The 20,071-nt window shown below is 70.9% G+C and carries 22 protein-coding genes and 1 tRNA gene; 7 read left to right on the top strand and 16 right to left on the bottom strand.

Going from position 1 to position 20,071, the window contains the following annotated elements; translation table 11 throughout:
* Positions 1–168: 168 nt before the first annotated feature.
* From VGH85_14795 to VGH85_14785, 3 genes are all read right to left on the bottom strand, one after another.
* Entirely contained in the window at positions 169–651 is a 483-nt protein-coding gene (locus VGH85_14795) for an SRPBCC family protein (GenBank protein HEY2175071.1), read from the bottom strand.
* Positions 648–935 carry a metalloregulator ArsR/SmtB family transcription factor gene (locus VGH85_14790; GenBank protein ID HEY2175070.1) on the bottom strand — a complete coding sequence of 96 codons (288 nt, stop codon included), beginning with the start codon at positions 933–935 and terminating at the stop codon, positions 648–650. Before VGH85_14790 ends, VGH85_14795 begins: the two co-directional genes overlap by 4 nt.
* Positions 936–1,224: 289 nt before the next feature.
* Positions 1,225–1,300: transfer RNA gene (locus VGH85_14785), tRNA-Thr, on the bottom strand.
* Between the two features lie 103 nt (positions 1,301–1,403).
* Between VGH85_14785 and VGH85_14780 the strand changes: the two genes are divergently transcribed.
* On the top strand, positions 1,404–3,074 hold the full coding sequence (locus VGH85_14780; protein HEY2175069.1) for a bifunctional 3'-5' exonuclease/DNA polymerase: 1,671 nt from the start codon (positions 1,404–1,406) through the stop codon (positions 3,072–3,074).
* 46 nt (positions 3,075–3,120) lie between these two features.
* Here VGH85_14780 and VGH85_14775 read toward each other — a convergent pair whose 3' ends face one another.
* On the bottom strand, positions 3,121–4,200 hold the full coding sequence (locus tag VGH85_14775) for a substrate-binding domain-containing protein (protein HEY2175068.1): 1,080 nt from the start codon (positions 4,198–4,200) through the stop codon (positions 3,121–3,123).
* Between the two features lie 204 nt (positions 4,201–4,404).
* Here VGH85_14775 and ugpC point away from each other — a divergent pair, with 204 nt between their 5' ends.
* Entirely contained in the window at positions 4,405–5,490 is a 1,086-nt protein-coding gene (gene ugpC, locus VGH85_14770) for a sn-glycerol-3-phosphate ABC transporter ATP-binding protein UgpC (protein ID HEY2175067.1), read from the top strand.
* Positions 5,491–5,569: 79 nt separating this feature from the next.
* Here ugpC and VGH85_14765 read toward each other — a convergent pair whose 3' ends face one another.
* From VGH85_14765 to VGH85_14735, 7 genes are all read right to left on the bottom strand, one after another.
* Positions 5,570–6,364 (bottom strand): VOC family protein, encoded by a 795-nt coding sequence (locus VGH85_14765; GenBank protein ID HEY2175066.1) that lies wholly within the window; start codon positions 6,362–6,364, stop codon positions 5,570–5,572.
* Between the two features lie 65 nt (positions 6,365–6,429).
* Positions 6,430–7,371 carry a 23S rRNA (guanosine(2251)-2'-O)-methyltransferase RlmB gene (gene rlmB / locus VGH85_14760; GenBank protein HEY2175065.1) on the bottom strand — a complete coding sequence of 314 codons (942 nt, stop codon included), beginning with the start codon at positions 7,369–7,371 and terminating at the stop codon, positions 6,430–6,432.
* Between the two features lie 30 nt (positions 7,372–7,401).
* Positions 7,402–8,796: a cysteine--tRNA ligase gene (gene cysS, locus VGH85_14755; GenBank protein HEY2175064.1), complete on the bottom strand. Its 1,395-nt coding sequence runs from the start codon at positions 8,794–8,796 to the stop codon at positions 7,402–7,404.
* A 42-nt stretch (positions 8,797–8,838) separates the two neighbouring features.
* On the bottom strand, positions 8,839–9,048 hold the full coding sequence (locus tag VGH85_14750; GenBank protein HEY2175063.1) for a helix-turn-helix domain-containing protein: 210 nt from the start codon (positions 9,046–9,048) through the stop codon (positions 8,839–8,841).
* A gap of 190 nt (positions 9,049–9,238) precedes the next feature.
* Entirely contained in the window at positions 9,239–10,045 is an 807-nt protein-coding gene (gene proC / locus VGH85_14745) for a pyrroline-5-carboxylate reductase (GenBank protein ID HEY2175062.1), read from the bottom strand.
* Positions 10,046–10,054: 9 nt separating this feature from the next.
* On the bottom strand, positions 10,055–10,975 hold the full coding sequence (locus tag VGH85_14740) for a proline dehydrogenase family protein (GenBank protein HEY2175061.1): 921 nt from the start codon (positions 10,973–10,975) through the stop codon (positions 10,055–10,057).
* A gap of 41 nt (positions 10,976–11,016) precedes the next feature.
* Positions 11,017–11,940, bottom strand: coding sequence for a trypsin-like peptidase domain-containing protein (locus VGH85_14735; protein ID HEY2175060.1), 924 nt, complete (start codon positions 11,938–11,940; stop codon positions 11,017–11,019).
* 102 nt (positions 11,941–12,042) lie between these two features.
* Here VGH85_14735 and VGH85_14730 point away from each other — a divergent pair, with 102 nt between their 5' ends.
* Complete coding sequence (locus VGH85_14730) at positions 12,043–12,774, top strand: hypothetical protein (GenBank protein ID HEY2175059.1); 732 nt, start codon at positions 12,043–12,045, stop codon at positions 12,772–12,774.
* Here the strand turns inward: VGH85_14730 and VGH85_14725 are convergent.
* The 3 genes from VGH85_14725 to VGH85_14715 are packed head-to-tail and all read right to left on the bottom strand — an operon-like array spanning position 12,771 to position 15,279.
* A complete protein-coding gene (locus tag VGH85_14725) occupies positions 12,771–13,583 on the bottom strand; it encodes a sugar phosphate isomerase/epimerase (GenBank protein HEY2175058.1) in 813 nt (270 codons plus the stop codon). The two genes, VGH85_14730 and VGH85_14725, sit on opposite strands and share 4 nt — an antisense overlap.
* Entirely contained in the window at positions 13,583–14,254 is a 672-nt protein-coding gene (locus VGH85_14720) for an NUDIX hydrolase N-terminal domain-containing protein (protein HEY2175057.1), read from the bottom strand. Before VGH85_14720 ends, VGH85_14725 begins: the two co-directional genes overlap by 1 nt.
* Before the next feature lie 35 nt (positions 14,255–14,289).
* A complete protein-coding gene (locus VGH85_14715; GenBank protein HEY2175056.1) occupies positions 14,290–15,279 on the bottom strand; it encodes a Ppx/GppA phosphatase family protein in 990 nt (329 codons plus the stop codon).
* 34 nt (positions 15,280–15,313) lie between these two features.
* Between VGH85_14715 and VGH85_14710 the strand changes: the two genes are divergently transcribed.
* Positions 15,314–16,096, top strand: coding sequence for a hypothetical protein (locus VGH85_14710; protein HEY2175055.1), 783 nt, complete (start codon positions 15,314–15,316; stop codon positions 16,094–16,096).
* 69 nt (positions 16,097–16,165) lie between these two features.
* Positions 16,166–16,591 carry a hypothetical protein gene (locus VGH85_14705; protein ID HEY2175054.1) on the top strand — a complete coding sequence of 142 codons (426 nt, stop codon included), beginning with the start codon at positions 16,166–16,168 and terminating at the stop codon, positions 16,589–16,591.
* On the opposite strand, the gene VGH85_14700 is transcribed toward VGH85_14705, so the two are convergent.
* On the bottom strand, positions 16,573–17,253 hold the full coding sequence (locus VGH85_14700) for a response regulator transcription factor (GenBank protein HEY2175053.1): 681 nt from the start codon (positions 17,251–17,253) through the stop codon (positions 16,573–16,575). The genes VGH85_14705 and VGH85_14700 overlap by 19 nt on opposite strands.
* Entirely contained in the window at positions 17,250–18,515 is a 1,266-nt protein-coding gene (locus tag VGH85_14695) for an ATP-binding protein (protein ID HEY2175052.1), read from the bottom strand. The genes VGH85_14700 and VGH85_14695 overlap by 4 nt, the downstream gene beginning before the upstream one ends.
* Before the next feature lie 169 nt (positions 18,516–18,684).
* On the opposite strand from VGH85_14695, the gene phoU reads away from it, so the two are divergent.
* Positions 18,685–19,335 (top strand): phosphate signaling complex protein PhoU, encoded by a 651-nt coding sequence (phoU, locus tag VGH85_14690; GenBank protein HEY2175051.1) that lies wholly within the window; start codon positions 18,685–18,687, stop codon positions 19,333–19,335.
* 262 nt (positions 19,336–19,597) lie between these two features.
* Positions 19,598–20,071, top strand: a 474-nt coding sequence (locus VGH85_14685) for a MarR family winged helix-turn-helix transcriptional regulator (GenBank protein ID HEY2175050.1), incomplete at its 3' end; no start/stop codon positions are given.

Below are 20,071 nucleotides of genomic sequence, written 5' to 3'. Positions count from 1 at the left end.
CGCCGGATGGTGATGCACCGTGTCCCCACGCCCGGGTTGACCGGGTCGTCCAAGTGGCCGTCGACGAAACCCTGCTGCCATTCCGAAAAGCGGGTGGGATCGGTGGCGTAGTTGAAGACGTCCTCGGCGGGCCTGTTGACTGAGGTGCTCATGGTGATCGGTGCCATGTCAGCGGCCCTCGCCAAGCAGGGCGGCGTAGCGGGTCAGGTACAGCGGCCATCCGGCGTCACCGCTGACGCCTTCGCCGACGGCCTGCCAGCCGGGGCCGTGCCGGTCGATGTTGCGGTGCTCGAGCTCGACCCGGGTGCGCATCGGGGTCTCGGCGATGAACCGGACCTCGACCTCGCTGGTGTTCTCGGGTTCGGTTTCGATCTGCCACTGCGGGCCGATGTCCCAGCTGAACACGACGCGAGCGGGTGGCTCGTAGGCGAGGATCCGCGCCCACCGGCATTCGCTGCCGTCGACGGCGCGGTCGTAGATGTGGCCACCGACCCGCGGTTCGAAGACGGTCTCGGCGATCGGCGACGCGAGCAGGTTGTGTTCGGGCGGCTTGAAGTCGCCGAACCGTTCGGTGAACACGGAGAAGGCCCGTTCGACCGGTGCCTCGACGACGATCTGCCTACGGACGACCGCGGCCGCTGCCTGCGTCATGACTTCTCCTTTGCCGGTTGTTCGACGACGTCCTTGTAGCTGGCCAGCGCACGGTTCCAGAACGTGTCGAGCTGATCGCGAAGTGCTCCCACGCCGACCGGGTTGAGGCGATAGATCCGGCGGGTGCCGGCCGCGTGCTCGGTGACGAGCCCCGCGTCTTTCAGCACCTTCAGGTGCTGGGACACCGCTGGCCTGCTGATCGGCAGGTCGTCGGCGAGCTCGCGGACCGCCCGGGGACGTTCGGCGAGGCGGTCGAGGATGGTGCGCCGGGTGCGATCGCCCATCGCGCTCCAGCCATCGCCAGGTTGGTAAGCTTTCACGAACGGTAAGTATTACCTTACTGGTCGCCGCTCGTCAAGATGCCGGGGCAACGGCGCGGGATTAATCCCGGCCGATCAAAGACGGTCGGTTCGAGCAGGCACCTGTGGAGTTCGGCGGGATGTCATGCCAGCGATGCTCGGGCCGCCGTCTCGATGGAGGCTGCGCTGTGGAGCACGGACGAATGACCGGCCGCCGTGGCTACTCCGGGGTCTTCGGCCCGAGTAGCTTGAGTGCGTTTCCGCAGGTCAGGGGTGGAGCCGACGCTCGGATTCGAACCGAGAACCGCCCGATTACAAGTCGGGTGCGCTGCCAATTGCGCCACGCCGGCGGGTACGCCGACGATCGTAACGATCCGACCTCGTGCGCCGCGGACACACCAACCCGGCCCACGGGCTCGCCGGACCGTCGGTCATTACGGCGACAATCAGCGGGTGCGGGTCGTCGTGGTGGACAGGCGGGATGGCAGCGGCGTGCTGCAGCCGCTCCACGACGACGATGCCCCGGCCGGACCACCGGAGCCGACCGACGACCTCGCCACCGCGATCGCCCGCCGCGAGGAAGCCGAGCATCCGCGCTGGGTGTGGGCCGACACCGCGGACACCTATCCCCTGCTGGTCGAGGCGGGGATAAGGGTCGAGCAGGTGCACGACCTCGCGCTCACCGAAGCGACCGTGCTCGGTCACGCAGGACGGTGGGGCGCCCCGCGCAGCCTCGCGGCGGCCTGGGCCCGGGCGCACGGCGGGGCCGAGCCCGCGGATCGCGCGCAGCGCCTCGACCGGACCGGTCAGCAACCGCTCTTCGACGCGGTCGGTGACGGACTGCCAGCGGGGGTCGACCCGCTCGAGGCGGCCATCGCCGTGCACGCCGCGCAGCGGCGCTGGATCCGAGCACCCGAGCCGCATCCGGCGTACGAGTCGACGCCGGTCAGCCCGCGATCCCTCGACCTGCTCGTGGCCGCCGACTCGGCCGGTGCCCTGGCTGCGGTCGAGATGAGTCACGCCGGCCTTCCCTGGCGACCCGATGTGCACGACCGACTGCTCACCGACGCGCTCGGCCCGCGGCCGACGCACGGCGCGCGCCCGGCGAAGCTGCAGGCACTGGCCGACGAGGTCGCCGCCGCGCTGGCCACGCCCTACCTCAACCCCGACTCACCGGCCGAGGTCGTGCGGGCCTTCGGCCGCGCCGGCGTCACGGTCACCTCGACCCGGGCCCATGTGTTGCGCGAGATCGACCACCCGGCGATCGCGCCGCTCCTCTCTTACAAGGCACTCGTCCGGTTGCACACCGCGCACGGGTGGGCCTGGCGGGACACCTGGGTGCGCGACGGTCGGTTCCACCCCGAATACGTGCCGGCCGGCGTCGTCTCCGGCCGGTGGGCGAGCCGCGGCGGTGGCGCGCTGCAGATCCCCCGGGTCGTGCGAGGCGCCGTCGTCGCCGATCCGGGGTGCGTGCTGGTGGTCGCCGACGCACAGCAGCTCGAGCCCCGGGTGCTGGCGGCGCTGGCCGCCGATCCGGACATGACGCAGGCGGCGGCCGAGGGGGATCTCTACGCCGGACTCGCGGCGCAGGCGTTCGGTGGCGACCGCGCCCAGGCGAAGGTCGGGCTGCTGTCGGCGATGTACGGCGGCAGCAGCCCGGCGCTGGCCACCCTGACCCGGCGTTATCCCGCGGCGCTCGCCCTCGTGGAGGCCGCGGCCCGGACCGGGGAGGCGGGTGGCATGGTGCGCTCGGTACTCGGCCGCACCAGCCCGCCGCCCGGACCGGGTCAGGACGACCTCGGGGAGCAGCAGGCGCTGCGGCGGGCCCGCGACTGGGGCCGGTTCACGCGCAACTTCCTTATCCAGGCGTCCGCCGCCGACTGGGCCGCCGTGCTGCTCGCACTCCTGCGGCGGCGGCTGGCCGTGATCGCCGACGGCGCGGCCGAGCTGGTGTTCTTCCAGCACGACGAGGTCGTGGTGCACGGCCCGGCCGGCTCCGGCGACGACGTCGCCCGGGCGGTCACCGAGGCCGCGGAGGAGGCGACCCGCCTCGTCTTCGGCGCCACCCCGGTCCGGCTCCCGCTCACCACCGCCGTCGTCGCCGACTACGCCGCCGCGAAATGAGCCAGCCGTCGCCTACTACCTCACCGCGACTCGGCACGGACACTCCCTAGTCGCCGGGAGCCGGGCCGGTGGACCGGCGTACGACGAGGAAGGTCGGCAGCACCACCCGGCGTGCCTCCGGACCGTCGGACAACACCAACCGACCGGCGACGGTGCCCTTATCCAGCATCGGCTGGTGCACGGTGGTCAGGCCGACCCGTTCGGCCTCCGTTACGTCGTCGAAGCCGGTGACCGACAGCGCGCCGGGCACGGCCAGCCCGCGCCGCTCCGCCTCCGCGAGCACGCCGAGGGCGAAGACGTCCGTGGTGCACGCGATCGCGGTGAGCTCGGGATGCTCGGCCAGCAGCGCCGCGGCCGCCACGGCACCGGCGTCGACCGTGTGGTCGAACCGCTCCTGCACCGGTACGTCGGCCCAGTCGATCCCGCCCGCACCGAGCCCGTCGGCCAGGCCGTCGAGCCGGGCCCGCTCGAGGGCGTACGCCGCCGCCCGTTGCCGTTCGATGCTTGCCCGCCCGTCGTTGCGCTCGAGCGTGAGGCGGCTGCACACCACCCCCACCCGTCGGTGCCCCAGATCGACCAGGTGCCGGCCGATCGCCGCGCACGCGGCGCGGTCGTCGACACCGACCCAGTCGACGTCGTCCACGCGCAGCGGTTCGTCGACAATCACCGTGCGCACCGGACGCCGCAGTGCCTCCGCCACGTGCGGGTCGTCGTCGGGCATGGAGTAGATGACGAACCCGTCCACGCCGGCCCGCGCGACCGAGTCGGGGTCACCGGGCTGACCCGGTCCGGCCGGGACGAGCAGCAGGCTGGTGCCGGCACCCTCGCAGGCCAACGCCAGGCCTTCGAGGAAGGCGACCGCGGCCGGGTCGCGGAAGGCGTAGGACAGGGTCTCGGTGAAAAGGAGGCCGACCGCGCCGGCGCGACGGGTCCGCAGGCTGCGGGCGACCGGGTCCGGGCCGGCGTAGCCGATCCGGCGGGCGGCGTCGAACACCCGCTGGCGCAGGTCGGGCGAGAGCTGATCGGGACGGTTGTAGGCGTTGGACACCGTCGTCCGCGAAATCCCGAGCTCAGCCGCGATCGAGGCGAGCGTCGCCGAGTGGCGGGGACGCGGCGGGCGGGGCATCGTCGCACCGTAGTCAGCCCTGAGCAGGGCTGGTCAACTGCGCTACCGCTGATCGGCCGATGGGACCGCCAGCAAACTCGTGATAACAACGTGGTCGCCAACTAATGACGTATCGCGAGGTCATCAGTTAGGTTGTACCGCGATCCCCCAGAGCTGCGGGGTGCAATGTCCCCGCTTGACCAGATTTCCTGAAAGGACGCCTCCATGGCAGAGGTCGCCTACGTCAATGCATCTCGGATCTACCCCGGCAACCCCACGCCGGCTGTCAACGAGCTGAGTCTCGACATCTCCGACGGCGAGTTCATGGTGCTGGTCGGTCCTTCCGGTTCCGGTAAGACGACCGCGCTGCGGATGCTCGCCGGCCTGGAAGACATCGACCAGGGCGAAGTGCAGATCGCCGGCAAGGATGTTTCGAACAAGCCGCCCAAAGACCGTGATATCGCCATGGTCTTCCAGAACTACGCGCTCTACCCGCACATGAGCGTGGCCGACAACATGGGCTTCGCGCTCAAGTTGAAGGGCGTCTCCAAGGCCGACCGTGCGCAGCGGGTGCGCGAGGCCGCGAAGCTGCTCGACCTCGAGGCCTACCTCGACCGCAAGCCCAAGGCCCTCTCCGGTGGCCAGCGGCAGCGGGTCGCGATGGGCCGGGCGATCGTCCGCGAGCCGAGCGTCTTCCTGATGGACGAGCCGCTGTCCAACCTCGACGCCAAGCTCCGGGTCGAGACCCGTTCCAACATCGCCGCGCTGCAGGCCCGGCTCGGCACCACCACGGTCTACGTCACCCACGACCAGACCGAGGCCATGACGATGGGGCACCGCGTCGCCGTACTCCGCGACGGTCTGCTGCAGCAGTGCGCCACCCCGCGCGAGCTGTACGACAGCCCCAACAACGCCTTCGTGGCCGGCTTCATCGGCTCACCGGCGATGAACCTCAACAAGGTGCCGCTGGCCAACGGCGGCGCGCAGCTGGGGTCGCTCAGTGTGCCGCTGCCGAAGAACATCCTCGACGCGGCCGGCTCGCAGAACCTGCGCGAGGTGCTGCTGGGTGTCCGCCCGGAGGCGTTCACCATCACCTCCGACCCGAGCGGCCTGCCGCTGAAGGTCGATCTCGTGGAGGAGCTCGGGGCCGACGCCTACCTCTACGGCACCACCGACCTCGGTGACGAGGAGAAGTTCGTGGTGCGGGTCGACGGCCGGGTGCCGCCGCAGATGGGCTCGACGGTGCGCCTCGCCGTCGGCGACGAGGAGCTGCACGTGTTCAACCCCGAGTCCGGCGAGCGTCTGAACTAACGCCGCCGACAACCTCGGTTCATCGCACCGGATCGGGCCCGACCGTCAAGGTCGGGCCCGATCCGTCTTTGTGCCCGGTCTAGGACGACTGGCCGCCGTCGGCTGCCATCGAGATGATCGCGAACGACGCCCCGAACGGGTCGCTGAGCACGGCCATCCGCCCGTACGGCGAGTCCGCGGCCGGCCGCTGCACGGACGCGCCGTGCTCGACGGCCCACGCGAGCGACGCATCGGTGTCCTCGACACCGAAGTAGGGCAGCCAGTAGGACGGCACCTCCGCCGGCACCATCTCCGGCATCGGCATCCGGCCCCCGACCATGGAGTCGCCGAGCTTGAGCACGGAATAGTCGAAGCCGCCCTCGCCGTCACCCATCGGCTCGAACTCGTACGGGAACAGTGAGCGGTAGAAAGTCTCCGCCGCCGCGGTGTCGCGGGTGAGCAACTCGTTCCAAGACAGCGCGCCCGGCTCATTCACCCGCTGCGCACCGGTGTGCTGGCGGGCCTGCCAGAATCCGATGCCGGCTCCGGTCGGATCGAGCGCGAAGAACATCCGCCCTTGCTCCCCCACGTCCATCGGCTCGGCGACGACTGTCGCGCCACCGGCCTTCGCCGCGGCCGCGGTCGCGTCCGCGTCGTCGGTGGCGAGATAGGTGTTCCACATGGGAGGCGCGCTGGAATCCGGCATCTCCGGCATCAGCCCCGCGACGTTGCGACCGCCCTTGCGGCACAGCGTGTAAAAGCCGAACTCCTCCGGGCCGGTTTCGCACTCCCAGCCGAACAACCCGCTGTAGAAGGCCTTCGCAGCCTCCAGATCCGGCACCGTCTCATCCACCCAGCTCGGTGTCCCGGCGACATAACTCGAACGCTCGGACATTGCCTACCCCCTCGACGTCTGGTCAACGAGGTGAGTGTGGCGCAGGGGACCGACAATCTGCAGGGCTATCCGGCCCTACGGCGGCGGGCGACCTCGGCCAGCCCGACCGAGGCCGCGACGCCGGCGTTGAGCGACTCCGTTCCCGACGCGATCGGGATCGACACGCGCAGATCACACGTCTCACCGACGAGCCGGGACAGTCCCCGGCCCTCGGAGCCCACGACCAGGCAGATCGGGTCGACCGCGGCGTCGAGCCCGTCAAGGCTGGTCTCGCCGTCGGCAGCCAACCCGACCAGGAGCACCCCGGCCTTGGCGAAGCCCGACAGGGCACGGGCCAGGTTGGTGGCCCGGGCCACCGGCAGCCGCGCGGCCGCTCCCGCGCTGGTCCGCCACGCGGTCGCGGTCATCCCGGCCGCCCGGCGCTCGGGGATCACGACGCCGTGGGCACCGAACGCGGCCGCCGAGCGCACCACCGCACCCAGGTTGCGGGGATCGGTCACCCCGTCGAGTGCCACCAGCAGCGCCGGCTCGACCGCCTGCTGTGCCCGGGCGAGTAGGTCGTCAGGGTGCGCGTAGTCGAACGGGGGCACCTGCAGACCGATGCCCTGGTGCAGGACACCACCGGTCAGCCGGTCGAGCTCCGGCCGGCTCACCTCGAGGATCGGCACCCCCCGGTCGCCGGCCCGTCGTACCGCCTCGGCGACACGCTCGTCGACCTCGACGCCGAGTGCGACGTACAGCGCGGTCGCAGGCACCCGCGCCCGCAGCGCCTCGACCACCGGATTGCGCCCGACCAGGAGCTCCGGACCGTCCTTGACGCGCTGTCCGCCGCCGGCGCCGGCGGCCTTGGCGCGGCGCTGTGCCGGGTGGCCCGGTCGCTCCTCGGCGGGAGGCGTCGGCCCCTTACCGTGCAGCCGCTTGCGCCCTTGCCCGCCGGAACCGGCGACGGCGCCCTTCTTGCTGCCCGGAGCCCGGCGCGCGCCGCGCCGTCGCGAGTTACCTGCCATGTCGAACCAATCCGTCCGCGACGAGCCTGATCACTGACGCAGACTCCACCGGGGTCCGTGCGGAGTGTCCTCGACCACCACGCCGGCGGCGGTCAACTGGTCGCGGATCGCATCGGCCGCGGCGTAGTCCTTGCGGGCCCGCGCAGCCTGCCGCGCCTCGAGCGCCAGCCGGACCAGCCCGTCGATCACACCGGTCAGGTCGGCGTCCGCACCGCCACCCCATCGCGGGTCGCGCGGATCGAGACCGAGCACGTCGAGCATCGCCCGGACCGAGGTCACCGCGCCCCGCACCGCATCCTTCTCGCCGGCCGCCAGCGCGCGGTTGCCGTCGCGCACGACCTCGTGGATCGCCGCGAGTGCACGGGGTACGCCGAGGTCGTCGTCCATCGCCGCCGCGAAATCGGCGCACAGCACGCCGTCGGCCGGATCGACGTCACCGACCAGTTCCGTGGCGCGGTCGACGAAGCCTTCCAACCTTCGGTAGGCCGACGTGGCCTCCAGCATCGCTTCGTCGGAGGCCTCGATCATCGACCGGTAGTGCGGCGCGGCCAGGTAATAGCGCAGCTCGACCGGCCGCATGCTGGCCAGCACCTCGCTGACCAGCAGCGAGTTGCCGAGCGACTTCGACATCTTCTCCCCGGCCGTGGTCACCAGGCCGTTGTGCATCCAGTACGCCGCGAAGTCGTTCCCGGCGGCGTTGGACTGGGCGATCTCGTTCTCGTGGTGCGGGAACATCAGATCCATCCCGCCACCGTGGATGTCGAATGCAGGACCCAGATAACGCTCGGCCATCGCCGAACACTCGATGTGCCATCCAGGTCGACCGGTGCCCCATTCGGTCGGCCACGACGGCTCACCCGGCTTGGCCGCCTTCCAGAGCGTGAAGTCGCGCGGGTCACGCTTGCGCTCGTCGGTGTCGGCGTCGTCGGCGGGCTGCACGTTGTCCGGCCGCTGCCCGGACAGCCGGCCGTAGGGCGGCCAGGACGCCACGTCGAAGTAGACGTCGCCGCCCGAGGCGTAGGCGTGGCCCGCCGCGATCAGCCGCTCGATCAGCGCGACCATCTCCGGGATGTGGCCGGTGGCCCGCGGCTCAACCGTCGGCGGCAGGCAGCCGAGCGTCTCGTACGCCTGCGAGAAGGCGCGCTCGTTACGCGCCGCAACCAACCACGCCGGCACACCCTCCTGGGCGGCCTTGGCGATGACCTTGTCCTCGATGTCGGTGACGTTGCGGCAGAAGATGACCGCGTGGCCGGTGCGCAGCAGCCACCGGTGCAGGATGTCGAAGTCGACCGAACCGCGGACGTGACCGATGTGCGGCGGCGCCTGCACGGTCGCGCCGCACAGGTAGATCGACACCACACCATCGACGCGCGGCCGCAGTTCGCGGACCGCGCGCGTGGCGGTGTCGTAGAGGTGCAAGGTCACGCGAGCGAGTCTACGCAGGACGACAGAGGGGCGCGGTCGCGCTCAGCCTGCCTCGATGTAGGCGTGCTGCAGGTAGTCGTGGACCGCCTGCTCCGGTACCCGGAAGGAGCGGCCCACCCGCACCGCCGGAAGCTCGCCGGAGTGCACCAGCCGGTAGACCGTCATCTTGGAGACCCGCATCATCGCGGCGACCTCGGCGACCGTCAGGAACGAGACCTGCGCAGGAAGAGAGTTGGGGCTCGGTGTGGACACGTCAGGCTTAGGCGCGTCTGGCCGCGGTTCTTGGGCCCCCGACGACTTCGAGGAAGACGCCATCACGTCACCGGACCTTCCGCACGTGATGAGCAGTCGCCCTTCCCCAGCGGTGGGCGAGAGACACGCACGTGCTTCACTCAGAGTAGCGGTACGGATGTGACACGTGCGCTGGAACGCCCAAGAACCACTATTCGTGGGCCCGGCCAAGCTCCCGGCTGCGGTCGCGGGCGGCCTCGATCGCGGCGAGCAGGGCGGCCCGGACGCCGTGGTTCTCCAATTCCCGGATCGCGTTGATGGTGGTCCCGGCCGGCGAGGTGACCGCCTCCCGCAGCCGGACCGGATGCTCCCCCGTGTCCCGCAGCATCACCGCTGCGCCAAGAGCCGTCTGCACAAGCAGATCGGCCGCCACCGTGCGGGGCAGGCCGAGCAGGATTCCGGCGTCGGTCATCGCCTCGACGAGGTAGAAGAAGTACGCCGGGCCGCTGCCGGAGAGCGCGGTCACGGCGTCCTGCTGCGATTCCGGCACCCGCAACACCCGCCCCACCGGCCTCAGCAGTTCCTCCGCGAGGGCCAGGTGGTGCTCCTCGGCGTGCGACCCGGGACTGAGCGCACTCATCGCCTCGTCGACGAGGACCGGGGTGTTGGTCATGACCCGCGCCACCGGGGTGCCCGGCGCGAGCCGCCGCTCGTAGAACGCGGTCGGGATGCCGGCCGCGAAGGACACGATCAGCGTGCCGGAGTCGACCGGGTCGACGAGTTCGTCGACCAGCGCGTCGACGTCCTGCGGCTTCACCGTCACCAGCAGCACTTCGGCCTCCGCGGCGGCCTCCGCGTTTCCGACCGCCCGTACGCCGTAACGCTCGGTGAGTTCCTTGGCCCGCTCCGCACGGCGGGTGGTGACCAGCACGTCCTCGGCCCGCCGGCCGGCGCGCAGCATTCCCGACAGCAGCGCCTCGCCGAGCTTGCCGGCGCCGAGCACGGCGAGTCGCGTCATCGAAACTCCTCAGGATTTTGTCGTGAGCGAGCGGAGGAAGAAGCCGACGTTCGCGGGCCGTTCGGCCAATCGACGCATCAGGTAGCCGTACCACTCGTCGCCGTAAGGGATGTAGACGCGCATCGTTTCGCCGGCGTCGACGAGCCGGCGCTGTTCGTCCGGCCGGATGCCGAAAAGCATCTGGAATTCATAGCTCCCCCGCTCGCGGCCGTACCACCGCGCCCGCTCGCCGGCGATGGCGACGAGGCGTGGGTCGTGGGTGGCCACCATCGGGTGCCCGTCGCCGGCCATCAAGACGTTGAGGCAGCGCACGTAGGACTTGTCGACGTCTTCCTTGTCCTGGTAGGCAACGGATTCCGGCTCGCTGTAAGCACCTTTGCAGAGGCGGACCCGCGAACCCTCGTGGGCGAGTTCCCGGCAGTCTCCCTCGGTACGCCGCAGGTAGGACTGCACGACCGCACCCGTCGCCGGGAACTCCTTGCGCACCTCGGCGAGGATGCTCAGGGTCGACTCGGTCGTGGTGTGGTCCTCCATGTCGAGGGTGACGGTGGTGCCGGCGGCATCGGCAGCGGCGCAGATCTCGGCCGCGCAGTCACGGGCCAGCGACTCGTCGAGCAGTTGGCCGACCGCGGAGAGCTTCAGGCTCACCTCGCTGTCGCCGGCCAGCCCCTCGTCGTGCAGCCGCTGAAGGACCTCGACGTAGGCCGAGGTGGTCGTGGCGGCCTGCGCCGGCTCGACGCAGTACTCCCCCAGCCGGTCCAGCGAACTGCGCAGGCCGTCGGCGGCCAGGGACCGCACGACGGCGACGGCGTCGTCGACGGACTCACCGGCGACGTACCGGCCGACGACGTTCCTGCTGACCGGCAGCGTCGACACCCAGCGCTTGACCCGGTCGTTGGCCGCCGCGGCGAGGATCACGGAGCGGAGCATGGGCAACAGGTTACGGCCCCGGTTCGGACACCGGTGCAGGCTCAGGCGTCGGCGAGTTCGGTGGGCACGGTCACGACGTCGACCAGCGCACCGTTGCGCCATACCGTGATCTCCAGCCGCCGGCCGATCGCGTCCTCGACCATCAACTGCTGCACCTGCGTGCTGGTCGTCAGGGGGGCGCTGCGGGCGGCGACCAGGATGTCGCCGATCTGCAGGCCCGCCTTGGCCGCGGGGCTCGCAGGGATGATCTCGGCGACCCGCAGGCCTCCCGGTCGGCCCAGCTTGTGGACCAAGGCTGGGGGCAGCGGCGCCTGGGCGGCGACCAGCCCGAGCCACGCACGGCGTACCCGGCCTTGGGTCATCAGGGCAGTGATGATCTGCCGGGTGGTCTCGTTGATCGGGACGGCCAGTCCCAACCCCACCCCGGCGACCGCGGTGTTCACGCCGACCATCCGCCCGGCCGAGTCGGAGAGAACGCCGCCGCTGTTTCCCGGGTTGAGCGCCGCGTCGGTCTGGATCACCTCGTCGACGACCCGCCCTGCCCGGGTGGGCAGCGACCGGCCGAGCGCCGAGACGATTCCGGCGGTCACGCTGCCGGCGAGGCCGAGCGGATTGCCGAGCGCCACGACGAGCTGACCGACCCGCAGCACAGCGGCGTCCCCGAGCTCCACCGGAGGAGGCACGTCGCCGCGGGCCCGCAGCACGGCGAGATCCGACAGCGGATCGCGCCCGATCACATCGGCCCGGACCTCGACGCCGTCGGCGAATGCTGCCTCGACGGAGTCCGCGCCTTCGATGACGTGAGCGCTGGTCAACAGGAATCCGTCGGAGGTCAGCACGCTCGCGCTCCCGGCGCCCTGGGCCCGCCGGGTCCGCACCCGGACGCTGGCCACGCTCGGCAGGACGCGGTCGGCGACCGCGACGATCGTCGCCGAATAGGCATCCAACGCGTCATTCTCTGCCATGACCGGTCAACCGCTGCCGCGCTCCGGCTGTGCCACCGTTCGCCCAGAGCGCAGCCGGCACATTAAGATTCTTCCCACGAGTGAAGAAAAAAGGAGGTCCACATGGCGGCCTCAGCCCAAGTCCCGGGGTTCACGCCCAGTGCCAACGCGCTGCGGTTCACGAATTCGTTCCCGCACGAGCCCGACGTGCAGATCAACCTCGGCCGGGCGGGAACCGTCGGGATCGGGGACGCCAGCCGGGGCCTGTGCGGCGGGATGGTGTTCGCCGTCCGGGACCTCTTCGAGGCCCATGCGCTGCCCCCGCACGAGACCGATCCGCCGCACCGGGACAATCCGCTCTTCGGCTTCCTCGTCCGGCGGCTGATCGACAGCTTCAACCTGCCGCTGGGGGTGGTGCAGTACTACCGCTGGATGGCCACGCCCGGCCACGACATGGGGATCGGCTCGCTCACCCGCCACGGTGTATCCCGGATGACCATCAACGACAACTGGCCGCAGGTGCGGGCCGACATCGACGCCGGCCACCCCAGCCCGCTCGGGCTGGTCACGGTCGCCTCGCTCAACCCCGGCGACCTCGGCAAAAACCATCAGGTGCTCGCTTATGCCTACCAGCTCAGCGATTCCGCCGAGCTGACGCTGTCGGTGTACGACCCCAACACCGGTGCCGACGACGACGTCCGGATGTCGCTGAAGCTCTCCAACCCGGCCCGCGAGACGCCCATCAGCCACAACATCAACATCGCCGAACCGGTCCGCGGGTTCTTCCGGGTGCGCTACCGGCCGGCCGACGTAGCGGCCTTCGCCTCCGCCGCCGACGACGAGCCGGTGGCTTAGCGCAGGATCGACGGGGCGGCGAAGTGCAGCCGGGTGTAGGCGAGGGCCTCGGCGAGATCCTCCTCGCGGCGTTCGCGGTTGGGGACCCGCCGGGTGTTGACCTCGACCACGATCGCGCCGGTGAAGTCACGTTGGGCCAGCCGCCCGAGCACCTCGCCGCACGGCTGGTTGCCGCGACCGGGCACCAGGTGCTCGTCCCGGCCGGTGCCGAGCCCGTCGCCGACGTGCAGGTGGGTGAGCCGATCGCCCATGGCGTCGAACATCTCCAGCGCATCGCTGCGGGAGACCGCCGTATGCGACAGGTCGAGGGTGAGGTGTGAGTAGTCGCCGTTGACCGGAGCCCAGTCCGGCGCGTAGGCGGACACCTCACGACCCCGCATCCGCAATGGATACATATTCTCCACAGCGAAGCGGACCGCCGTCTGCTCCGCCATCCGGTCCAGGCCGGCGCGGAAGCCGCTGACGTAACTGCCCTGCCAGCGGAACGGCGGATGGACGACGACCGTGGCGGCACCCAACGTCTCGGCAGCCGCGCGGCTGCGCTCCAGCTTCCCCCAGGGGTCGGTGCCCCACACCCGCTGCGTGATGACCAGGCAGGGTGCGTGCAGGGCCAGCACCGGAAGCCCGTAGTGGTCGGACAACCGGCGGAGGGCGGCGACGTCCTGACTCAGCGGGTCGGTCCACACCATGACCTCGACCCCGTCGTACCCGAGCCGGCTGGCGATCTCGAAAGCCGCGGCGGTGGACTCCGGATAGACCGAGGCGGTCGACAGGCCGATCGGCGCGGGCGGCACCGAGACCGTGGCCATCAGTCCGCCTCCGCGGGCAGCGCCGGATCACGGTGCAGCTCGGCGAGCCGGGCCAGCTGCGCCTCGCTGACCCGGCGGGTGGACAGCGGCGGCAGCTCGTCGAGCGCGAAGAAGCCGACGTCGGTGGTCTCGCCGTCCAGGCCCGCCTCGGGTTCGGTGTCGTCCCGTCGCTCGCACAGGAAGAACAGCTTCCAAACGTGGAACGGCGGCCCGCTACCCAGATGGCCGTTGCTGACGTTCCCGTCGTAGACGGCCGCGACCCGGGTGGCCCGGACCGCGAGCCCCGCCTCCTCGGCAAACTCCCGCTCGACGGCCGACGTCGGGGTATCGAGTACGTCGGCCCAACCCCCGGGCAACGTCCACCGGCCGTCGGAGGCCTCGCGGACCAGGAGCACCCGGTCCCCGTCGAAGAGCGCGCCGCGCACATCGACGTGCGGGGTGGCATATCCGCCGTCGACGCTCATGATGCTCGAGATCTCAGCGGCCGGTACGTCGGTGAGCAGGCCCAGCAACGAGGCCGACAGCTCGGCGAGCCGGGCGTAGCGCTCGGTGTCGTAGTGGTCCTGCGCGAAGGCGGTCCCGGTCTGTGCCATCGCGGCGAGCTCGACCGCGATGCGACGCAGGTGCTCAGCGGTTGCGGCCCCGTCCGGTGCGGCCCCGTCAGCAGTCACGCCCCCACCCTATGGGCGCGCGACCTGAGGCGGGCCTAGGCGAGTGAGCTCTGGGCCTCGCTGAGCCCGATCGGGTCGTCGGTGTCGGACTCGTCGATGCCGGTCAGCCAGTCGAGCCGGCGCAGGATCACGCCCTCCCGTAGCGCCCAGGGGCAGATCTCGACGAGGTCGGCACCGATCTCCCGCATGGCCGCCTCTGCCACCACCGCACCGGCGAGCAGCTGGTGCGAGCGGGCCGAGCTCACCCCTTCCAGCTCGGCGAGCTGGTCGGCCTCGATCCGGGAGATGAAAGCGATCGTCTGGCGGAGTCCGGTGACAGTGAGCTCGCGGCGCACCCGAGGGCCGGCCGCCGACGGCGCGGCACCGGTCAGCCGGGCCAGCGACCGAAACGTCTTCGAGGTCGCCACCACCCGGTCGGGCGTGCCGGCGGCCTTCACCTCGGTCAGTTCGGACCCGATGAGGTCGTCGACGTAGGCGCGGAGCTTGGCGACCTTCGACCGGGAGGGCGGATCGCCGGAGAGACGCTCCCGGGTCAGCCGGCCCGAGCCGAGCGGCAGGGACACCGCCGCGTCCGGCTCCTCGTCGATCCCGGTCGCCACCTCGAGCGAGCCACCACCGATGTCGAACACCAGCAACCGTCCGGCGCTCCACCCGAACCACCGGCGTACGGCGAGGAACGTGAGCCGCGCCTCCTCGACCCCGGTGAGCAGCTGCAGATCGACCCCGGCCTCCTCGCGAACGCGGTCGAGGACCTTGCCGGAGTTGACCGCGTCCCGGACCGCGGAGGTGGCGAACGCCAGCAGGTCGTCACATCCGAGCCGGGCCGCCTCGGTGCGTGCGGTCTCGGCGGCTGAGACCAGTGCATCAGCACCGCGCTTGGTCAGCCGGCCGTTGTCCGTGACGTGCTCGGCAAGGCGCAGCACACTCTTCTGCGAGTGGGTCGGCGTCGGGTGCGCGCCCCGGTGCGCGTCAACGACGAGCAGGTGGACGGTGCTCGACCCGACATCCAACACACCAAGGCGCATGGGATCACCGTAGTTGACCCCCTAGGGTGGGGGCGTGGTCAAATCTGTGAGCGCGTCCGACCCCCGCAGCCGCGAAGTCGGTCTGGACTTCGCGCGCGAATGGGTCGAATTCATCGATCCCGACGACGAGGAACACATGGTCCGGGCCGATCTGACCTGGTTGTGCTCCCGGTGGACCTGCATCTTCGGTCAGGGCTGCCACGGCGTCGTGGGCCGGCCAGACGACGGATGCTGCAGCCACGGAGCGTTTTTCTCCGACGCCGCCGATGAGAAGCGGGTGCGCCGCATGGCCCGCGAGCTCGACCCGTCCACGTGGCAGCACGCCAGCCTCGGCCAGCGCAAGGGGATCAGCGTCCGCGATTCGATCGGCGAGGAGAAGGACCGCAGGCGTACCCGTCGCGTCGACGGGGCCTGCATTTTCCTCAACCGCCCGGGTTTCTCCGGCGGTGCGGGTTGCGCGCTGCACGCGTTGGCCCTGCGGACCGGACGGCACCCGCTCGAGACCAAGCCCGACGTCTGCTGGCAGCTGCCCATCCGGCGCGACCAGGAATGGGTCGAGCGGCCCGACGACACCAAGGTTCTCGTGAGCACCATCACCGAGTTCGACCGGCGGGGCTGGGGCACCGGCGGACACGATCTGCACTGGTGGTGCACGTCGTCGCCTGAGGCGCACGTCGGCGGCGAGCCGCTCTACGTGTCCTACGCGCCGGAGCTCACCGCACTGATCGGGCAGCCTGCCTACGAAGAGCTGTCCCGGCTGGCCGCCGAGCGCCTTGAGCGCGGCCTGGTCGCGCCGCATCCCGCCGGCGTGGAGTGACACCTCGCTGAACCGCAATCGGGCCCACGGCGTACGTCAACCGGGGGTTGGATCCGAGGAGGTCAGCACATGGCGCTACCAGCCACGATGTCCACGCCGTTGCGTGCTCCGGAGCGCTGGGTGCTCGCCGTCGCGGCGCTCGTCGCGAGCGTCGCGCACATCCCGGTGACGCCTGAGCACCTGACCGAGGCGCCCTACATGGGGGTCCTTTTCGTGCTCCTCAGCGTCGCGTGCGTGGTGTTGGCCGGGATCGCGCTCGTCCGCGACGTCCCCGCCGTCTACCTGGCCTCGGCCGCGGTCTGCGGCCTGGCGATCGTCGGATACGCCGCCACCAGGCTCGTGGCGTTCCCCATGCTCGGCGACGACGTCGGCAACTGGCTCGAGCCGCTCGGGGTCGTCTCGATCCTCAGCGAGGCGGTCGTCGTCGGCGCGGCGCTCAGTGCGTTGCGCCGGGGATTCGGCCGGCCCGGGCGGACTCAGCTCTCGAACTTGTAGCCCAGCCCGCGGACCGTCACGAGGTGGCGCGGGTTGCCGGGGTCGGGCTCGACCTTGGCCCGCAGCCGCTTGACGTGGACGTCGAGGGTCTTGGTGTCGCCGACGTAGTCGGCGCCCCACACGCGGTCGACGAGCTGGCCGCGGGTGAGCACCCGTCCGGCGTTGCGCACCAGCAGCTCGAGCAGGTCGAACTCCTTCAGCGGAAGGGCGACCTGGTCGCCGCGCACGGTCACCACGTGCCGGTCGACGTCGACCCGTACCGGCCCGGCCTCGATGGTGGAGGACACCAGCTCCTCCGGCTCCCCGTGGCGGCGGAGTACGGCGTTGATCCGGGCCACCAGTTCCCGGGACGAGAAGGGCTTCGTGACGTAGTCGTCGGCCCCGAGCTCGAGGCCGACAACCTTGTCGACCTCACTGTCCCGCGCGGTCAGCATGATGATCGGCACGGTGGAGCGGTGCCGGAGCGTCCGGCAGACCTCGGTGCCGGGGAGGCCCGGAAGCATCAGGTCGAGTAGCACCAGATCTGCACCACGTCGGTCGAACTGACCCAGCGCGTCTGGGCCGGTCGCGGCGACGTCGACCTCGAACCCTTCGCGACGGAGCATGTAGGACAACGCATCGGAGAACGACTCCTCGTCCTCCACCACAAGCACGCGGGTCACCTGGTTCCTCTCACCTCGGCCGCCGCCCCGGCGGCGATGGGCACGACCCGGTCAGGGGCGCGGCGCGGATCGCGACCGACGACGGCCGGCAGACGCAGGGTGAACGTCGATCCGGAGCCCTCCACGCTCCACAGCGTGACGCTGCCGCCGTGATTGGTCGCGACGTGCTTGACGATCGACAGACCCAGGCCGGTGCCTCCGGTGGCCCGGGACCGGGCGGGATCGGCGCGGTAGAAACGCTCGAAGATCCGCTCGTGTTCGTGGTCGGCGATCCCGATCCCCTGGTCGGCGACGGAGATCTCGACGTATGCGCCGGAGCCTTCGGCGTCGGCCTCGTCGCTCGCGGCCCGCAGCCTGGTGCCGATCGCGACCCGGGTCTTCGGCGGGCTGTAGGCGATGGCGTTGCCGATCAGATTGACCAGGGCCATCACCAGCTGGGTCTCTTCGCCACGCACCACCAGATCCGGCCGTCCCCCGCACACCACGGTGATTCCCGCCGTCTCCGCCGCGAGGCGGGTGCTGTCCACGGCCTCAGCGACGACCCGGTCGACGGACACGGTGCTGGCCGTGGACGGCAGCGGGTCGGCGCCCTGCAGGCGGGACAGCTCGATCAGCTCCTGCACCAGCCGGCCGAGCCGGTCACCCTCGTGGTGGATCCGGGCCGCGAACCGGCGTACCGCCTCCGGGTCGTCCGAGGCCTCGACGATGGTCTCGGCGAGCAGGGTCAGCGCTCCGACCGGCGTCTTGAGCTCGTGGCTGATGTTGGCGACGAAGTCCCGGCGTACGGCGGCGAGCCGGCGCGCCTCGGTGATGTCCTGCAGGAAGAGCGCGACGTAGCCCGACTCGACCAGCGGGGTGACATAGACGCTGACCGCGACCGGGTGGTGGCCGAGCCGGGAATCCGGCAGGTCGACGAGCACCTCGCGAGCCTCGCCACTCGCCCGCGCCTCGCGGGCGAGCCGGTGCAGCTCTTCGACGATGAGATGCCCGCCGCGCACCACGCCCATCTCGCGCACCGCGGCGTTGGCGAGGGCGACGTCGGAAGAGACGTCGAGGACGACGACGGCCAGCTGCATGACCTCCGGCAGCCGGCGGAGCACCGGCGCGGGGACGAGGAGCTCCGGCGCGGTCTCCCCGGGGAGCCGCGGCGCCGTCGCCCGCCGCCGGGCAGCAGCGTCCCGCCGGCCGAGCAGCCAACCCAGAACCAGCCCGACGGCCAGCGCGGCGAGGACGCCGAGAGTGATGCCCAGCGCCAAAGTCACATAACGATGGTAGGCATTACAGGAGAGCCCTGCCTCCCCGCCGGGCCCGCTGACCTGGGCAGAAGGGCAGAGTTCACCCGTCGTACGACAAGGGTTCACCACAGCTGGGGCGGCGCGTGGCCTCGCGGAGCGACGGTCAGGGGACCCGGTAGCTGAATGAGGACTGACGATGCGTGACAACTTCCATGATGAGCTCGACAAGATCGGGACAGACCTGGTCGAGATGACGCATCTCGTCGCATCGGCCATGTCCCGGGCGACCACCGCCCTGCTCGACGCCGACGTGGCGCTCGCCGAGAGCGTCATCAGTGCCGACGAGCGGATCGACGAGCGCTACCGGCACGTGGAGGAGCAGGCGTTCGACCTGCTCGCCCGCCAGCAGCCGGTGGCCGGCGACCTCCGCACCCTGGTGACCAGCCTCCGGATGGTCACCGAGCTGGAACGGGCCGGTGACCTCGCTCTGCACATCGCGAAGGTCGCCCGGATGCGCTACCCCACCTCCGCCGTACCCCCCGAGCTACGGGCCACCGTGCGGGAGATGGGCCAGGTCGCCGAGCGGATCATCGCCAAGGCCGGCAGCGTCATCGCCGGCCGGGACGTCGGTCGAGCGGTCGAGCTCGAGGCCGACGACGACGTCATGGACGCGCTGCACCGCCAGTTGTTCACCGAGCTCCTCTCGGAGAGCTGGCCGTACGGCGTGGAGACCGCGGTCGACATCGCCCTGCTCGGCCGCTACTACGAGCGGTTCGCCGACCACGCCGTCTCCGTGGCCCGCCGGGTGGTCTACCTGGTCACCGGAGAGCTGCCCGAGACCGCCTGAGCCCACCCGCGGGCGGCTGCGCGGGGCGACCCGCGGAATCCGGCGACAGCGGATGTCGTACTCGCATTTGGGCTCAAATTTGCGAGTACAGCGTCCGATTATGGCCGTGACGACGATGCGGCGCTGGGTACGGGAACGGGTGGCCGCGCCGGTGGTGGTGGGCGGTCCGCTCGCGTTAGTCTTGCGACGCCGTACTTGACGGCTCGGCGTCGAGATACCAGAGATATGTTAGCGCTATCATAGTGCTGATATAGTCTCCGGCATGCCTGACGATGCCCTGGACGGCGCCTTCATCGGACAGTTCCGCGCGTGTTTCGACGCGATGGCCGCCGACGTAGCCCAGACACTTGTCGACCTCGGCCTGTCCGACTACCGCCCGCGGTTCTCGGCGGTCATCCGCATCGTGGCCGCGGACGGTCCCTCCACCATTCGTCACATCACGCAGCGGATGAACACCACGCATTCGGCGGGTAGTCAGACCGTGTCGGAGATGTCGACGCGCGGCCTGGTCGAGCTGCGGGCCGGTTCGGACGCCCGCCAGCGGCTGGTGCACCTGACCCGCAAGGCGCAGCGGTTACGCCCGCTGATCGACGCGGAGTGGGCGGCGACGTCGGCCGCCATGCGCGAGCTCGGCACCGAGTTGAGTGCGCCGTTGGACACCATCGCCCGCGAGCTTGCCGAGGCACTACAGCGCCGCGGGTTCCACGACCGCATCGCCATGCACCTCGAGACAGGC

The organism is Mycobacteriales bacterium (genome assembly GCA_036497565.1).
Taxonomy (GTDB): domain Bacteria; phylum Actinomycetota; class Actinomycetes; order Mycobacteriales; family QHCD01; genus DASXJE01.
This window is presented reverse-complemented; position numbering and strand designations above follow the sequence as displayed.

Bases quoted from the DNA above. Each gene is read 5' to 3' on its own strand.
- VGH85_14795 (HEY2175071.1), bottom strand. From the start codon at position 651: ATGACGCAGGCAGCGGCCGCGGTCGTCCGTAGGCAGATCGTCGTCGAG.
- VGH85_14790 (HEY2175070.1), bottom strand. From the start codon at position 935: ATGGGCGATCGCACCCGGCGCACCATCCTCGACCGCCTCGCCGAACGT.
- VGH85_14775 (HEY2175068.1), bottom strand. From the start codon at position 4,200: ATGCCCCGCCCGCCGCGTCCCCGCCACTCGGCGACGCTCGCCTCGATC.
- ugpC (HEY2175067.1), top strand. From the start codon at position 4,405: ATGGCAGAGGTCGCCTACGTCAATGCATCTCGGATCTACCCCGGCAAC.
- VGH85_14765 (HEY2175066.1), bottom strand. From the start codon at position 6,364: ATGTCCGAGCGTTCGAGTTATGTCGCCGGGACACCGAGCTGGGTGGAT.
- rlmB (HEY2175065.1), bottom strand. From the start codon at position 7,371: ATGGCAGGTAACTCGCGACGGCGCGGCGCGCGCCGGGCTCCGGGCAGC.
- proC (HEY2175062.1), bottom strand. From the start codon at position 10,045: ATGACGCGACTCGCCGTGCTCGGCGCCGGCAAGCTCGGCGAGGCGCTG.
- VGH85_14740 (HEY2175061.1), bottom strand. From the start codon at position 10,975: ATGCTCCGCTCCGTGATCCTCGCCGCGGCGGCCAACGACCGGGTCAAG.
- VGH85_14735 (HEY2175060.1), bottom strand. From the start codon at position 11,940: ATGGCAGAGAATGACGCGTTGGATGCCTATTCGGCGACGATCGTCGCG.
- VGH85_14730 (HEY2175059.1), top strand. From the start codon at position 12,043: ATGGCGGCCTCAGCCCAAGTCCCGGGGTTCACGCCCAGTGCCAACGCG.
- VGH85_14725 (HEY2175058.1), bottom strand. From the start codon at position 13,583: ATGGCCACGGTCTCGGTGCCGCCCGCGCCGATCGGCCTGTCGACCGCC.
- VGH85_14715 (HEY2175056.1), bottom strand. From the start codon at position 15,279: ATGCGCCTTGGTGTGTTGGATGTCGGGTCGAGCACCGTCCACCTGCTC.
- VGH85_14705 (HEY2175054.1), top strand. From the start codon at position 16,166: ATGGCGCTACCAGCCACGATGTCCACGCCGTTGCGTGCTCCGGAGCGC.
- phoU (HEY2175051.1), top strand. From the start codon at position 18,685: ATGCGTGACAACTTCCATGATGAGCTCGACAAGATCGGGACAGACCTG.